Source organism: Kitasatospora dryopteridis, assembly GCF_050749075.1.
Taxonomy (GTDB): domain Bacteria; phylum Actinomycetota; class Actinomycetes; order Streptomycetales; family Streptomycetaceae; genus Kitasatospora.
In genome coordinates this window covers 26,389-41,871 of record NZ_CP192749.1, presented here as the reverse complement: position 1 = coordinate 41,871, position 15,483 = coordinate 26,389, and the positions used below count along the sequence as shown (strand labels likewise).

14 protein-coding genes and 1 pseudogene are annotated in these 15,483 nt (G+C 72.6%); 10 read left to right on the top strand and 5 right to left on the bottom strand.

What is annotated here, in order from left to right; all coding sequences use genetic code 11:
• Positions 1–196 precede the first annotated feature (196 nt).
• On the bottom strand, positions 197–364 hold the full coding sequence (locus ACQ614_RS00190; protein WP_431675991.1) for a hypothetical protein: 168 nt from the start codon (positions 362–364) through the stop codon (positions 197–199).
• Between the two features lie 492 nt (positions 365–856).
• On the opposite strand from ACQ614_RS00190, the gene ACQ614_RS00185 reads away from it, so the two are divergent.
• From ACQ614_RS00185 to ACQ614_RS00145, 9 genes and pseudogenes are all read left to right on the top strand, one after another.
• Positions 857–1,216, top strand: a complete 360-nt coding sequence (locus tag ACQ614_RS00185; protein WP_431675990.1) for an SseB family protein — start codon at positions 857–859, stop codon at positions 1,214–1,216.
• On the top strand, positions 1,216–1,842 hold the full coding sequence (locus tag ACQ614_RS00180) for a type VII secretion target (protein ID WP_431675989.1): 627 nt from the start codon (positions 1,216–1,218) through the stop codon (positions 1,840–1,842). Before ACQ614_RS00185 ends, ACQ614_RS00180 begins: the two co-directional genes overlap by 1 nt.
• On the top strand, positions 1,842–4,508 hold the full coding sequence (locus ACQ614_RS00175) for a WXG100 family type VII secretion target (protein WP_431675988.1): 2,667 nt from the start codon (positions 1,842–1,844) through the stop codon (positions 4,506–4,508). The genes ACQ614_RS00180 and ACQ614_RS00175 overlap by 1 nt, the downstream gene beginning before the upstream one ends.
• A gap of 63 nt (positions 4,509–4,571) precedes the next feature.
• Positions 4,572–4,787 (top strand): hypothetical protein, encoded by a 216-nt coding sequence (locus ACQ614_RS00170; RefSeq protein WP_431675987.1) that lies wholly within the window; start codon positions 4,572–4,574, stop codon positions 4,785–4,787.
• 1,007 nt (positions 4,788–5,794) lie between these two features.
• The gene (locus tag ACQ614_RS00165) at positions 5,795–6,208 is read left to right on the top strand and encodes a hypothetical protein (protein ID WP_431675986.1); all 414 of its coding nucleotides are present in this window, start codon (positions 5,795–5,797) and stop codon (positions 6,206–6,208) included.
• 612 nt (positions 6,209–6,820) lie between these two features.
• The gene (locus ACQ614_RS00160) at positions 6,821–7,735 is read left to right on the top strand and encodes a hypothetical protein (RefSeq protein WP_431675985.1); all 915 of its coding nucleotides are present in this window, start codon (positions 6,821–6,823) and stop codon (positions 7,733–7,735) included.
• Positions 7,736–7,889: 154 nt separating this feature from the next.
• Positions 7,890–8,968: pseudogene (locus ACQ614_RS00155) on the top strand (IS630 family transposase).
• 18 nt (positions 8,969–8,986) lie between these two features.
• Positions 8,987–9,286: a transposase gene (locus tag ACQ614_RS00150; RefSeq protein WP_431675984.1), complete on the top strand. Its 300-nt coding sequence runs from the start codon at positions 8,987–8,989 to the stop codon at positions 9,284–9,286.
• The gene (locus ACQ614_RS00145; RefSeq protein WP_431675983.1) at positions 9,274–10,215 is read left to right on the top strand and encodes an IS3 family transposase; all 942 of its coding nucleotides are present in this window, start codon (positions 9,274–9,276) and stop codon (positions 10,213–10,215) included. Before ACQ614_RS00150 ends, ACQ614_RS00145 begins: the two co-directional genes overlap by 13 nt.
• A 187-nt stretch (positions 10,216–10,402) precedes the next feature.
• Here the strand turns inward: ACQ614_RS00145 and ACQ614_RS00140 are convergent, their stop codons facing one another.
• From ACQ614_RS00140 to ACQ614_RS00125, 4 genes are all read right to left on the bottom strand, one after another.
• Positions 10,403–11,638 carry a PP2C family protein-serine/threonine phosphatase gene (locus ACQ614_RS00140; RefSeq protein WP_431675982.1) on the bottom strand — a complete coding sequence of 412 codons (1,236 nt, stop codon included), beginning with the start codon at positions 11,636–11,638 and terminating at the stop codon, positions 10,403–10,405.
• Positions 11,639–11,824: 186 nt separating this feature from the next.
• The gene (locus ACQ614_RS00135) at positions 11,825–12,301 is read right to left on the bottom strand and encodes a DUF6420 family protein (protein ID WP_431675981.1); all 477 of its coding nucleotides are present in this window, start codon (positions 12,299–12,301) and stop codon (positions 11,825–11,827) included.
• 145 nt (positions 12,302–12,446) lie between these two features.
• Positions 12,447–12,788 carry a hypothetical protein gene (locus ACQ614_RS00130; protein ID WP_431675980.1) on the bottom strand — a complete coding sequence of 114 codons (342 nt, stop codon included), beginning with the start codon at positions 12,786–12,788 and terminating at the stop codon, positions 12,447–12,449.
• Positions 12,789–13,132: 344 nt separating this feature from the next.
• A complete protein-coding gene (locus tag ACQ614_RS00125; protein ID WP_431675979.1) occupies positions 13,133–13,825 on the bottom strand; it encodes a transglycosylase family protein in 693 nt (230 codons plus the stop codon).
• A gap of 457 nt (positions 13,826–14,282) precedes the next feature.
• Between ACQ614_RS00125 and ACQ614_RS00120 the strand changes: the two genes are divergently transcribed.
• On the top strand, positions 14,283–15,479 hold the full coding sequence (locus ACQ614_RS00120; protein ID WP_431675978.1) for a tetratricopeptide repeat protein: 1,197 nt from the start codon (positions 14,283–14,285) through the stop codon (positions 15,477–15,479).
• Positions 15,480–15,483: the final 4 nt, after the last annotated feature.

Here is a 15,483-nt window from a genome sequence, read left to right as displayed (position 1 = left end):
TGGGGCCTGACCGTCGACCAGGCCGAGGCTGACACCCTGCACCGGCTCGCCGCCGACTGCTTCAATGAGCCGCTCACCGTCACCCTCGCCCGCTGAAGCCGGGAAGACTGTCTGCGGTGCAAGGGTGCTCGGCAGGAGGCGGCGGCTTCCGCGTCAGGACCCGGAAGCCGGACGCCTTACGTCGCCGGGCGAGAGGTCACTCGGGCAGGGCGGTGTGGGTGAGCGCGGTGCGGTGGTTGATCCGTGCCGGGCCCGCCAGGGTCGCCCAATAACCATCGGTGCGCATCGCGTCCGCCGCCTGCCGCTCGGCCTCCCGCAGCCGGGCCGTCTCGGCCCGCTGCTCGTCGGTCAGCTCGACGTCCACCCCGCTGGGCAGGGCGTGCAGGTAGTTCCAGTGAGCAGTGCGGGCCGCGCGCGGCGCCGCCTCCTTCGCGAGGAGCTCGGACGGGAATTCGATCGCCTGTTCGTTCTTCGGCGCGGCGCCATCGTATGGCCCTACCCTGCCCGGACCGTGGCCGCCCCGCCGGACTTGCCTGCAGGACAGCACGGCGCCACCTAGCCGGCCGACAAGGACAGGCCGGTCGCGCCGCAGGGGAGGGCCTGTCCCCGCGCCTTCGGCTGCAGCGCGCGACCCGGATGCCGATGACCGCGATTCGTTGGCAGGGCCGGACACCCGGCCGCCACGGGTGCGTCTGCCAGTCGCTGGAGCTCCTCGGTCTTCCCGCGTGACCGAACCTGTCGGAGCGGTCGGGTAGAGTTTTGGGCTTCGACGATCATGGGGGTGTCGAAGCGGGTGAACGCGGGGTTGGTGCACCAGGTGCGAATGGTCCGCGCGGGTGCGGGGGATCCGGGCTCGATGCTGGCGGTGTTCCGCTCGAGTGCGGTGCTGGTGCCGCAGACCGCGGACGGGCTGGTGTGGTCGGGGGACGGGGGCGGGATCCGCTGGATCTACGCGTTCAGCAGTGAGCCGGAGCTGGCCGCGTTCCTGACCGCCCGTGCCGAGGGGCCGGGCGAGGTGCGGTATCTGACGGTGTTCGGGGCGCGGCTGCTGGACGTGGCGGTGCCGGCGGCCGGCGTGCCGTGCGGGGTGGCGCTGGACGTGGCGGGTGCGCAGCCGATGCTGTTCCCGCCGGTGGTGGGGATCGTGCCGGATGCGGCCGCGGTCGACGCGGACCATGGCCGCACCAGTGTCGTCGGCGGGGGAGGGGTGGTCTGATGGTGGACTTCCGGGTGGATCCGGAGGCGCTGCGGCTGACGGCGAAGGGCATCAACGATGCGATCGCCGAGCTGGAGGGTGTCGGGGGTGCGTCCGGTGCCGGGGTCGGGCGGGGTTTCGACGGCCTGGAGCTGACGCATGCACAGATCGGGGCGCCGAACTGCAAGGCGGCGTTCGACGAGTTCTGCGAGCGCTGGCAGTGGATGGTCCGCGGCCTGGTGCAGACCGGCAACGAGATCGCCGACAAGCTGGACCTGTCGGCGGGGATCTACCACGAGCAGGAGCAGTACCTCTCCGGCACCATGAAGGACGTCGTCACGGCGGCGATGGGCAACCCGAACCTGACGCAGGAGCAGGTCGAGGGCCGTTCCTGGCGGCAGACCCTCGCCGACAACCCGGCGAGCCAGATCGCGGGCGCCGACTACTCCGCCCAGTCGTTCGAGCAGGCCGCGCAGCACTCCTACGGCACCTGGAAGGGTGTGGAGGCGGACTACCTGGAGTCCAACCCGATGCTGAACCAGCTCGGCGACCAGGAGCACAACCGGCAGGAGGCGGCGAAGGCGAAGGCGGTCTCCGAGGGCCTCGAGCAGCAGTGGGCCGCCCGCCAGGCAGGGGGCGGCCACTGATGGCGGGCATCATCGGCGGGCTCAAGGAGGGCTTCGGCCAGCTCGTCGACGCGCACGCGCACGCGGCCGGCAACGTGCTGGATTTCGTCGGCCTGGACGGCGCCGCGAAGGCCGTGGACGACTGGGGCGACGACATCGCCGCCGACCTCGGCACGGCGGTGGGGGAGAAGAACCTCGGCGAGAGCGACGACCCGAAGGACCTGGTCCACGGCGACACCGAGGCGATCGCGCAGAGTGCCGCGCACCTGCGGAAGTTCGCCGCGGCGTTCGAGTCGACCGCGGCCGGGCTGTCGCGGATGGACTCCGACCACTGGCAGGGCAAGGCCGCGGACGCGTTCCGGGCGAAGTTCGGGCCGCAGCCGGTTGCGTGGCGGGTGACGGCGGATGCCTGCGAGGCGGCGGCCGGGGCCCTGGAGTCGCTGGCGGGGACGATCCAGTGGGCACAGGGGCAGGCCCGGCAGGCGATCGAGGAGTACCGGCGGGCGCAGCAGGCGAGCAAGGACGCCGCCGACGCCTACAACCGGCAGATCGCGGACTACAACCGGTCCGTCGACGCCTACAACCGCGCCGCCGAGGCCGGGCAGAGCCCCACCGCACCCACGAAGCCCGGCGCGTTCCACGACCCGGGCGCCGACGGCCGCCGGCACGCCGCCGAGCTCCTGCTCGCCGCCCGCAAACAGCGGGTCAGCGCCGCCGACGACGCCGAGCGGGCGATCCGCGCCGCCACCACCGCCGCACCCAAGGAACCCGGCCTCCTCGACCGGGCCGGCATGGCGCTGGTCGACGCCCCGAAGCAGGCGGCGGTTGGGCTGCTGCACTTCGAGGGCGGCCTGGTCAAGGGCGCCGTGGACATCGTGAAGTTCGGCCGCGGCCTGAACCCGATGGACCCCTACAACCTCACCCATCCCGCGGTGTACCTCGACCACGTCAACTCCACGGTCGCCGGGCTGGTGCGCACTGGCAATCATCCGATGGACCTGGTCACGGGGCTGGTCGGCTCCGGCTGGGGCAAGGACCCGGCCGAGGCCGGCGGCAAGCTGGTCTTCAACATCGTCTCCGGCATCGCCACCGGCGGCGGCAGCGAGGCCGCAGTCGTCGCCGAACGCGCCGCGATCGCCGCGGCCGAGAAGGCCGCCGCCAGGACGGCGGCGGAGAACGCCGCGGTCCGCGGCGGGGAGAAGGCGGCCGCCGACGCCGCCGAACACGGCGCCGAGAGCGCAGCCAAGGCGGCCGACGACGCCGCGAACGCCGCCGGCCACACACCGAAGGCCCCCGACGACCCGCTCGCCGTCGCCACCGACCGCACCGTCGACATCGACAGCATCAGCCCCCACCCCGTGTGGCGGGAGGGCAACGAACCCCTCTACCGCTTCGACAACCGCTCACCCGACAAGGTCTTCAGCGAGGGCTTCGAACCCCTCGACCCGACCAACACCGACCTCAAGGGCTACGTCGACGGCGGCGTCGAGTCCGCGTTCGTCGGCACCACCCGCCGCGAGGACCTCGACTTCCCCCGCATGTACCGCTACGACGTCGACGCACCCGGCGGCATCGACGTCAACGCCTCCATGCCCGGCCACCGCCGCTCCCACGAACACGAAGTCGCCTTCCCCGGCGGCATCCGCACCGAAAACATCAAGGGCGCCTGGGAACTCGCCCCCGACGGCACCAGAACCTGGCACCCCAACCCGAACTACAACCCCCACACCCCCACCACACCGACCGCACCGGCCGCACCCGAGCCAGCACCGCCGCCCGCCCCGACCATGGAGGAGCAACCGCCAGATGCCGAACACCACCACCGGCCCGGCCGCCCCGACGCCGGGGGAGGCCTACGCGGACGCCCCCGAGCCGCACGTGGAGACGGCAGCGATCCTCAACCTCGCCCGCGCCAACCACGGCACCCTGCAGATGCACAACCGGGAGTGGGTGCTGCGCCACGCCGCGCTGCTCGACCGCGCCGCGCTGCCCGCGGTTGCCCCGGCGGGCGCCGGCAGCGGTGCTGTTGCCGGGCCGGGCGGCCTGCCGAACCCGGCTGCCGTCGGCACCGCGATGCAGTTGCGGCAGCTGGATCGGCACGGCGGCACCGGCCGCGGTGCGCTCGGCCCGGACGCGGCCGAGTGGGACGGCCTCGACGGTGCTCTCGGCTACCTGCGCCAGGAGTACTTGGCGTGGCGGAGCGGACAGCTGTCGGACCTGGCCGCGGTGGGTGCGGCGATGCGCGCCATGGCGGAGGTGACGGACGACAACGTGCGCTCCGGGCAGGCGGCAGGCCGCGGCGAGCCCTGGCCCCGCGAGCAGCTGATCGACCTGGCCCGGCGCCGGGTCGCCGCGTATGTGCGGGCGGTGGACTACGGGATCGACGCGGTCGCCGACCAGCAGCGCGCCGAGCAGGAACTGCGGGAGCTGGAGGCCGCCGACGGCAGCGCCCGCCCGTAGGCGCCAGCGCGGCGGTGCGGGGGCCACCGGCATCGCCTCCTGATCTGCCGCCGTTGTCCCGACCCTACGTCGGTGCGGGGCCGGGGTGGCGGGAGGCACGGGTGTCGGTTTCAGTGCAGGGGTTGGGCGTGCACGGGGCATCCGGCTTTGGGCGCCGAGGTCCTGCTCTCGTCCGCCCGGCACGTACACCTCCGACGGCGCCGTGCCGGCAGGACAACGCCTGCTAGGGCGGCCGGCCGTAAACACCGGCCGCCCCAACCAACGACGCGACAGGCCGGCATCCCGCATCGGTGGCAGCAGCCCACAAGCCGGGCACAGCAGCACAGAGCGCGGTGCGGGGGCAGGCGCCGACGCCGATCGGTCACCCGGAGCCAGCGGCGAACCCGGCATCCGTGCCGGACACGCTCGCCGAGACCAGCGGCGACCTGCTCGCGGTCGTCCGAAATGCCGCGGTGAACGCGAGGCGGGCCCGCCACATCCAGCCCGGGGTCCGGCGCAGCCTCTGACTCGGCGCCCCGCTGCTCACCGGCTGCAGCATCCCGGCGAGGCCGGGTGTCCTCGACCGGGTGCCGCTCGTTGAACCGGGCGCCGCCCCGCCACCCCCACGGGCGACATCCGGCTGCGCCCCGCGGCTCGGCGTCCGGCCCGCGCCCGGGCGCTCGAACCCTCCGCGGGTCCGCGCGGCCGAATCCTCGGGGGCGGCCAGCTGCAGAGTCCGGCCGCCCCCTGCTGCGCCGCGTGCTGCACCGGGCCCGGCCGTCTGCGCTCGGCTGTGCGGGGAAGCGTGCTGATGGTGCGTCGGGGCCGCGGACGAGGGTGGCTTCCGGGCAGGCAATGGAAACCCCGGGAGCTGAGCCGATCCTCTCATCCTCGTGCCGGGCCCAGGGGTCGGGGCCGACCGGACAGGGTGAGCGTGGGGCCGGTTACCGCGGCCGCAGGCAGGCCACCAAGTACCTTGCCCAGCCTCGCCCCCGGGCCGCGGTTGTCGGGGGTGCTGGCTAGCCTCGCGCGCAAGATCACCGGCGGATGCGGCCGGGTGGGCGAGCTGAGGGGGTTGTGGTGGGCTGGTGGATGAAGGAGCCGGGGGAGCGGCTGCAGTGGGTACTCGATCCGCTGGTGGGGGTGGGGCCGTTGCGGTTCGGGATGAGTGCCTCCGAGGTTGAGGACGCGCTGGGGAGGGAACGGCCGGACGTTTCGGCAGGGTACGGCTGGGGTGAACCCGTTGTTCGCATGGGCTGGCAGGACTACCTGGAGGAGGGCGTGGCCGCGTTCTACGGGCAGGACGGGCGGCTGGTGGCGGTGGCGGTGGCGGTCGGGGGCCTGGGCGGACTGCAGGTGCGCATCGGGGACGTGGAGCTGATCGGCCGGGTGCCGTCCGAGGTCCGTGCGGACCTCCTTCGCCTCGCCAGCGGGCAGCGGGTGGCGGTGCGGACGAACGGGGACGGTGATCCGGAGGTTACGGCATGGGCGTGTTCCTGGGCGCGACACTGGAGTGGGGCCGCTCACCCGAGGGATGGCGCAGCGCCGGGACCGCGTGGTCACCGACGCGCTGCTGGTTGCCGCGGAGCTGGCGGAGGATCCCTGGGCCGCCGAGCCGGTCGTCCGGCGGCGGAACGTCCGGGACGAGGACCGCAATCCGGGGGTGTGGCCGGTGGTGCCGGACTTCGAGCGGCCGATCTGGGAGTGGACGCCGCTGGAGGGCGTCGGGCCGCTCAGGTTCGGGATGGGACCGGAGCAGGTGGCGGCCGCACTGGGCGGCGAGGTGCCGGCCGCGCGGCGCGGCCGCCTGCCCTGGACGGTGAGCCGCGGGCCCCGGCAATGGTGCCTGGAGGAGGACCGCTTCGACCACACTGGGGTGAGCGCCCACTACTGGGGCGATGTCCCCACCCTCGCTGCGGTGACCGTGCACGGGCGCACCGGGCCGTAGGTCGCCTTCCACGGCATCGACCTCATCGGCCGACGGGTCTCCGCCATCGACGCGGCCCTGGAGCAGCTGGCGGAGAACGACGAGATCGGCCTGCGCCTCAACTGTGCGGGCGACCTGGGACCGGACGAACTCAACATGTATGTGCGTGCCACCCGGGCCAGCGACGCCGTGATCAGCGAGGCCAGGTTCTGTACAGCCGGCTGAGGAGAACACGGCTGACAGCAACTCACCCGGGCCACCTCATTCCCGACCTTCTTCGCCATCTTGAGGTTGCTGGTCAGCAACTCAGCGCGCCTTCGGTGTGCGCTGGGGGCGGGTAAATCCGGTGCGCGTGCTGGCCGTGCCTCGGAGCGCTCTCGGCAGTTGGTCGCGTGACTGGGAATCCGGGAGGGCTGTCACGCAACCACCCTCACCAGCAACTTTAAGATGGCGATCGCTCTATGGTTGACCATCTCCGCCTCCTGCCAGACCTGTCCACGCGAAACCGGGGATTCTCAGTGCGGCGGCAGGGATTTCTCAGTCCGGCTGCAGGGTACCTTCCGCTGGTCCCGGCGCCGCTGTCCGTGGAACCCCTTCAGCGGAAGGCCGGCCCAGCCAAGGGAGATCACAGCGATGAGCACCAGATTTCGTACGGTTTCAGCGGCGGTGTGCCTCGGCATGCTGCTCGCCGGCTGCGGTAGCGCCGGCGGCTCGCCGCCCTCCGGGGAAGTCATGACCAGCGGTGGCTCCAGCCCGGTCACGACCACCCCGGCAGCCACTCCCTGCTACATCGGGGAGTGGCACATCCATGATCAGACTTATCCGGTCAATTTCACCGACGGCAGCAGTGTGACGGTGCACTACGTCTCGGGCGACGAGACCCTGACCCTGCTGGACAGCGGCACCGGCTACGTACGCGACGTGGCCGAGACTTTCCGCGGCACGGATGCTGGGCACGTGTTCACCGAGGTCAGCGATGGACAGGCCAACTTCGCCTACACGGTCTTTGGAAACACCATCACCTTCTCGGGCACCCAAGGCACGGGCACCCTGACCAGTGGCTGGGACGGAAGAGCCGAAACAAGGCCCCAGCCCATCTGGGACAACGGCCCCATGTCCCTGGACTGTGCGGACGGCATACTGCAGCTCAGCCGCATGGGCTCGAAGCTGTCCTACCAGCACGGGCTCACGAATCTGTCACCGTCCAGCATCCCGGCCGCATCGCCGACGTCCGCAGCCCCGACCTCGGCGGTTCCCCCGGTCCTGGTCGGAAGCTGGCACAACCAGTACAGCGGGGGTGAAGACATGACAATCAACGCGGATGGATCATACTCCCAGCACGTATTTCTGGGAATCGGTGGCAAGAGCCCGTGCACCGACCGCGGCAAGCTGGCGTTCCCCGCCGATCACGTGGTGACCTTCATCACCGACGGCACTGCCTCAGGATGCCAGGTGCACTTCACCTACACCTGGAGTACCGACTCCTCGGGGCAGAACCTGCTACTCATCAACAACGGCTACCCGACCGGGTGGACGCGAACCGGCTGACTGGTACTGCTCCCAAAGTCATCCGCATGCCTACATCTGGCGAGGCCGCCGGGCGCATGTGGGACGCGGGCGCTATTACTGACTTCAGCGTTTTGAGGTAACGGACTTGCCGTCCGGCTGACGGGTGGCCGATGGTGGCGGTAGACCGTTGGGCATGCGATATGCGGATGGGGGCGGGCTGACGGCGAAAGCGCGTCGTCGCCGCGAGATGGTGCGGCTGGAGGCCGCTGGGTTGTTCGCCGAGGGGGCCGGGCCGCCCGAGGTCGCCCGCAGATTGCGGGTGAGCCGGAAATCCGCGTGGCAATGGCATCGGGTGTGGCAGGAGAGCGGGACGGGGGCGCTGCCTCGCGCGGGCCGGGCGGGCAGCGGTGCAAACTCTCACCGCGCTGCCAGGAGAAGCTCGCCGAATACCTCGACCAGGGTCCGGCCGCGCACGGCTGGACGGAGGACCAGGTGTGGACCGGTGCGCGGGTGGCCACGCTGATCGGGAGGAAGTTCCACGTTTCCTACAGCGTCTCGGGTGCCACCCGACTGATGCACCGGCTCGGCTTCACCCCGCAAGTCCCGGTGCGGCGGGTGGCCGAGCGTGACGAGCAGGCCGTCGCGGCGTGGAAGGAGACGACGTGGGCGGAGGTAAAAGAGCCCGGGCGGCCTGCAACGGCTTCATCTGCTTCGAGGACGAGGCCGGCTTCACCCGCAGACCGCCCCGCGGACGCACCTGGGGACGACGAGGCACCACCCCGATCGTGAAGACCTCGGGTCGCCGCTCGGGCAGGGTCTCCGTCGCCGGCCTGATCGCGATGAGGCCCGGCTCCCGGACCAGGCTGTCCCATCGCATCTGTCGGCACACCGGCCGCAAGGGTGAGCGCCGCAGCCTGTCCGAGCGCGACTACATCGGCCTGATCGACGGCATCCACCACCTGGTGAAGGCGCCGATCGTGCTGGTCTGGGACCGGCTGAACACCCATGTCTCCCGCACGATGCGCGCGCTGATCGATGCCCGCACCTGGCTGACCGTGTACATCCTGCCCGCCTACGCGCCCGACCTGAACCCGGTGGAATGGCTCTGGGCCCACGTCAAAACGCAGCCTGGCCAACCTCGCCTCGGTCGCCCTCGACCAACTCGAGACACTCGTCCGTAACCGGCTCAAGCGACTGCAGTACCGCGCCAAGACCCTCGACGGCTTCATCGCCGGAACCGGATGTGCTTCCCCTCGTAGCGTGGAGCCCTGAGCCGATAAGGAGTTGAGGGTGGGGAAGCGACGTAGTTACGACGCCGAGTTCCGTGAGGGGGCGGTGCGGATCGTGCTGGAGACCGGGAAGCCGGCCGCGGAGGTGGCGCGGGACCTGGGTGTACACGAGGGCACGCTGCAGACCTGGGTGAGCCGGGCCCGCGGGGCGGTGGCGGCGGGCACGGGGCCGCTGGAGGAGTCCGAGCGGGAAGAACTGCTGCGGCTGCGCGCGGAGAACCAACGGTTGCGCAAGGACAACGTCGAGCTCGGGATGGAGCGTGATGTCCTCAAGCGATGCATGGCCTTGTGGGTGAAGTAGCCGAGGCGGACCCGGCGGTGCTCGTCGGGGTGATCGGCGACTGCAAGGCCGAGGACGACATCCCGCACACCGTGGCCTGCCGCGTGCTGGGCGTTTCGACGGCCTGGTACTACAAGTGGCGAGGCAGGCCCGACAAGCCGACGAAGTGCGAGGTCAGGAGGGCTGCACTGGCCGAGCGGATCAAGTACTTCTTCGCCCGCTCCGGCGGCACGTACGGCTCGCCCAGGATCACGCTCGACCTGTGGGCCGAGGGCTGGCGGGTGTCCGTGAACACCGTCGCCGGGATCATGGCCGAGCAGGGCTGGTACGGCCGCGAGCCGAAGAAGAAGCGCAAGAGCCTGACCCGGCAGGGCAAGCGGAAGGCCGCCCGTGACCTGGTCCACCGGCACTTCGACGCGGTGTCGCCGAACGTGCTGTGGTGTGGTGACATGACCGAGATCGACACCGGCGAGGGCAAGCTGTACCTGGCGACCGTGATCGACCTGTTCTCCCGCCGCTGCCTGGGCTACGCGATGGGCGAGCGGCACGACGCGGCCCTGGTCGGCGCGTCGTTGCGGATGGCGGCCGCCACTCGCGGCGGCCACGTGGACGGAGTGATCTTCCACAGCGACAGGGGCAGCGAGTACACGTCCGCGGCGTACAACGACCTGTGCGACAGGCTGGGCGTGGTGCAGTCCATGGGCCGCGTCGGGTCGTGCTTCGACAACGCCCCGGCCGAGGCGTTCAACTCCACGGTCAAGGTCGAGTACATCCACCGGCACCGCTTCGCCACCCGCGCCCAGGCCCGCCTCAAGATCGCCACCTGGATCGCCGACTTCTACAACACCAGGCGCCGGCACAGCCGGGCCGGCGGACTCCCACCCGTAGAGTTCGAGCAGATGATCAACCAGCAACGCGCCCAGGCCCGCCAGAGGGCCGAGGCCGCATAGAGAGGACTCTACGATTCCAGGGGATTGACAGCCGTCGGGCATGTGAGTGGCTCCCGGGCAGGCAATGAGGAAGCCCGGGAGCCGGACCGATCTTCTCATCCCCGCGCCGGCCGGGAACGCGGGGCCGACCGGACAGGGTGAGCGCGAGGCTGAGCGCCGCGGCCGGGCACTGCCTGCACGGCGGGTGTCAGAGGCAGACGATGACGAGGGCGGTGTCGTCGGTGACGCCGCCGGTGGGCAGCAGGTCGGCGAGGACGGCGTCGGCGAGGTGGTCGGGGTCGAGTGTGTCGGGCGTGGAGGCCGCGTGGTGGTGTGCGAGGGAGTCGGTGAGGGCCATCAGGCCGGTGTCGATGTCCTGGCCGCGGCGTTCGATCAGGCCGTCGGTGTAGAGGGCGAGGACGTCGCCCGGGTTGAAGGCCACGGTGGCTTGGGGGCGTGGGGTGGGTTCGGGGTGGGCGTCCAGCGGCGGGTCGGTCGCCTGGTCGAGCAGCACGGCGGTGCCGTCGGCGTGCAGCAGGACGGGCGGGGGGTGGCCGGCGCTGGAGTAGGTGATCGTGCGCTCGTCCCAGTCGAGGAAGCAGGTGACGGCGGTGGTGGATTCGGCGCCGTCGAGGAAGTGCGCGTAGCGGCCGAGGGCGTCCAGGGCCCGGGCGGGGCCGTCGGCGACGAGGGACGCGGCTGACAGGGCGCTGCGGAGCTGGCCCATGACGGCGGCTGCGGCCAGGCCGTGGCCGACGACGTCGCCGACGGTGACCGCGATCCGGTCGCCGCCGGGCAGGGGGATGAGGTCGTACCAGTCGCCGCACACGTTCAGGGCGGCGGTGGCGGGCCGGTAGCGCACGGCGGTGCGGTGGGCGCGGATGGGCCGGGCCGGGGGGAGCATGGCGCTCTGCAGTGCGAGGCCGACCTCCCGCTCGCGGGCGTTCGCCACACGCAGCCGCTGGTTGACCTCCTCCAGTTCCCGCAGCCGGCTGTACAGCTCGGCCTCCACGCGCAGCTCGGCGCCCGGCCCGCCCACGGCGCGGATCAGCGCGGTGACCTCCTCCACCCGGTGGATCACCAGCACCACCCGCCCGTCCGGGGCGAACACCGGGGCGTTCACCGGGCTCCAATACCGCTCCTCCCACCGGCCCGGAGCGGTTTCGACGTCGTAGCGCTGCACCGCCATCACGTCGCTCTCCCCGTCGGCCAGCACCCGGCGCAGCGACGCCTCCAGGCTCCGCATGCGGGAATCGTCGGCGTCGTGAGGCTGGCGGGGGAACGCGTCGAACAGGTACCGGCCGACCACCTGATCGCGGCTGCGCCCGGCCTGGCGCAGGAACTTCTCGTTGGCCTCGGCGAACACCAGCTGCGGGGTGAGGAGCGCGACCGCGCCGGGCAGCGCCCGGAACACCGCCGCGAAATCGACGTCCGCCTCCGCCATAGGTGCTGCTGCCTCCGGCCCCGGTTGGTGCTGTCCGGCCAGGATAGGAGCGCCCGCCCCGGGCGCCGGGCAGGACGGGGCCCGGGCGCGGCATGCCGGGCGGCCAGACGCCCGTTTCGGTGCCGGTGCGCAGGACGACCCGCGCTACCCGCCGGGCCAGGCTCCCGCTGTTGCGCTCCGGCGGTCTCAGCCCGGGGTCTGGGCGGGGCGGACGGGGCCAGCGGCTTGGGTGGCGGCCGCGGTGAGCCGGTCGAGGGGCGTGTGGTCGCCGAGCTCGATGGCGAGCAGGGCCCGCACGAACACCCTCGGTGCGATCGTGCCGAGGGGGAACTCGTAGCCGAGGTAGGGGCTGCCGGGGGAGAACCGGGCAGGGTGCCGGTGGCCGGCGAGCAGGCAGTGGGCCTCGGCGGCGAGGGCGAGCTGCTTGAATGCCTCGTGCTTGGCTTCGGTGGTCTGCGCGTCGCAGCCCAGGTGGTCCAGGGTGATCCGGTGGTGCCCGGCGTCCTCCTCGACGGTCAGCCGGCCGCCGCCCGGCGTGACGGACCGCCCCGGGGTGATGTCGCCGTACGGGTGGGCCAGCGACAGGCCCCTCTCGCGGGTGTGCAGCGGCGGCAGGTGGTCGTAGGCGGTGTACGGGCCAAGGGCCCCGCGGTCGGTATCCATCCCAGCTCTCTTCCCCGAAGACGGTCGGGCAAGGCCTGACAGGATCTCAGGCACCCGCCCCGGCACACGAGACACCGCCCCGGCCGCCCGGCCCCGGCAGGTGGCCGCGGCGGTGGGCCGGCGGCTGGGCCGGGGCGGCGCCGGGCTACGTGCGCAGGCCGGCGTCGACCTCCTCCCAGACCTCCTCGAGCGGGCAGTCGAGCACGCGGGCGGCGAGCACCGACGCCTGGGCGGTGAAGTCCGCGAGCTCCAGCACCAGGCCGAGGAACGCGACCTGGTCCGTGCCCATGATCTCCGCCAGGACCGCGGCCGACCCCGTCAGCGAGTCCAGCTGCTCCACCACCCTGACCACGTCCGGGTTGCCGCCGCTCGCCCGCAGCTCGCCGACCAGCTGCGCCAGCACCTCCTCGGGCTGCCGCGCCTGGGCCTGCGCCATCGCCGGCAGCATGTAGGAGAGGGTGAACGTCAGACTGGTCGCGAGGTTCACCAGCCCCTCCGTGCCACCCGCGGCCGCATCGCTGCGCGCGACCTGCGAAACGATCCGCCCCGCCGGGGAATCGCCCGGCCGCTCGGCCCGCTTCGATGCAGGGTCTAAGGCTGCCTTCAGTAGCGGGACCACCTGGTCCAGGGCCGCCGCCCGCGCACCGGACGGCTGCGCGCTGTTCGTATCGATCATGCACGCCAGCATGGCCGCCCCGCGCCCGCCCGGTGGAGTGATCCGGCCGATTCGCGGCTCCGGCTACGGGTGCGAGGCACTGCACCGGCGTGCGCCGCCCTGCCGACCGGCAGGCGTGCACTGTTGCCGACCACAGGGGGAGCTGGACCGGGACGTCAGGGCAGCCGCAGGGCCTGGCCGGGGAGGATGAGGTCGGGGTTGTCGCCGATGGTGTCCAGGTTGGCCTGGTAGAGGGCGGGCCAGCCGCCGGTCACCTGCTGCGCCTGGGCGATGCCGTCGAGGGTGTCGCCGTCCTGGACCACGACGGCGCCGTCCTTTGCCGGCCCAAAGTCCGCAGCCGCGACTGTGTCCGGTTCGGCGGTGGCCGCGGGCCGGTCGACAGTCGGCTGCTGGGCGGCGGGCCGCTGCGCCGGGCGCGGGGCGGGAACGGTGTGGTGGGTGCCGGGGCGGCGGGCGCGGGCGCCGCAGGTGGGCCAGGGCGCCAGTCCCCGGCGGGCGGTGAGGTGTTCGGCGACGGCGATCTGCTGCTCGCGGGTGGCGAGATCGGCGCGTGGCGCGTAGGCGGTGCCGCCGTTGGCCTTCCAGGTCGCCCGGTCGAACTGCAGGCCGCCGTAGTAGCCGTTGCCGGTGTTGGCGTTCCAGCGGCCGCCGCTCTCGCAGGCCGCGACCTTGTCCCAGTCGACGCCCTGCCCGGCGGCCGGTGCGGCTTCGCCGGCCGCATTCGCCGCGGTGGCGACCGTGCCCGCCGCGGCGGACGCGGCGTGCGCGGGGCCGGTGAAGGCGGTCCACAGGCCCGCGGCGCAGGCGAGAGCGAGGAGAAACTGCAGGATCCGATGGGCGATGGACACGGCGGAACACTCCCCGAGAGGTCGGCGGTCGGGCGGCCGGCGCCCCGGGGCACCGCGCTTCCACCGTTGGCACACCCCACCGCCCGGGCCCCGCCGACATCCCGCACAAGTCACCCGCCCGGCCGCGCCCGGCCACCCGGCCGTACCACGCCAGGGCCGGGCCTGTCGGTGGGGCAAGATACGGTCCCCTGCACGATGTGGGAAGCGTGGCCCCGCCCCGGCGAGCAGGGGGTGAGGTACGGGTGGTGACGATGGACCAGGACCAGGCCGCGGGTGTGCGGCCATCGCGCCGGCCTGCCCGCAGCCGGGTACGTCACGGGCAGGCGTCGTGTGCGGACTACGGCTGTCCGCGCGCCACGTGCCGCCAGGCCGCGCTGCGGGCCCGCCCGCCTGCGGCAGCCCCGCCCCCGGATGAGTACGATCATCGCCACATCGGGCGCGGGGTGAGGGAGTGGGCATGTTCGCGGCATTGCGGAACCGGGCGCAGCGGCGGGACCTCGAACTCTCCAACCGGTTGTACGACGAAGGTGGTCGGCTCGGGGCGCAGGAACGGTGGGCCGAAGCCGAAAGCACCCTCCGGCAGGCCGTCGAGCTGTGCACCCGGCGGTTCGGGGCAAAGGACGGGTGGACGCTCGTCATCCGCACCGGCCGGGCGGCCGTCCTGCGGCAACTCGACCGCGACGACGAGGCCCTGGCCGAGCTGCAGGAGCTGCTGGCGCACTGCCCGGCCGTCCTGGGCGAGGCCCATGCTGCCACCGCAGAGGTGCGGATCGAGCTTGCCAACATGCTGATCGTCCGGGGCCGGCCCGCGGAGGCCGAGGGGCTCCTGGCGACTGTGCGGCGTCATCGATCCGCCCCGGACTGGCGTGCCCTGGACGCCGGGGACGCCGGCCTGCGGGCGCACGCCGCCCAGGGCCGGCACCGCGAAGCCGTCGACGGGTCCCGGGTGCTGCAGGAAGAGACCGCCCGGGTCTATGGCGCGAACGACATCCGCACGCTGAAGGTCGCCTCCGACCGCGTGCAGAACCTGGTCTACCTCGGTGAGTACGAGCAGGTCGAACGCGAGTGCCGCGACCTGATCGAGCGGCACGGCACGCCCAGCCTGCTCTGGCTGTCCGTCATGAACGCCCTCGTCTTGGCACTCAACGGGCTCGGGCGCCACGACGAGGCGGAGGACACCGCACGCCGCGCACTGGGGCGGCAGCGGGAGGTCACGCAGTCCAGTAGCGACATGCGGATCGCCCTGAGCCTCGGGCTGGCCCGCAGCCTCAGCGGCGGCGGCCGCCACGAGGAGGCCCTACACATCGCCACCCGGGCCGAGGCGGAGTTCCGGAAGGACCCCAGCAACCCCGTCGCCCTCGCGGCACCGGTTGCCACCGTCACCGCCCAGGCCCTGCTGGGCCTGGGACGAGCCGACGAAGCCGAAGCCGCGAGCCGGAGGGCCGTCGAACTCTCCGAACCCCTCGGCCCCACCCACCACAGCACCCTGGAAGCCGCCACCACCCTCGGCACGGCACTCGCCGCCCAGCACCGTCACACCGAGGCCCGCGACCACCTCACCCGCTGCACCACCGCCTGGCGCGACCACTTCGGCCCCGAGCACCCCCGCACCCTCGCCGCCGAGATGGCACTGGCCGCACTCCCGTCCGCCTGACCGA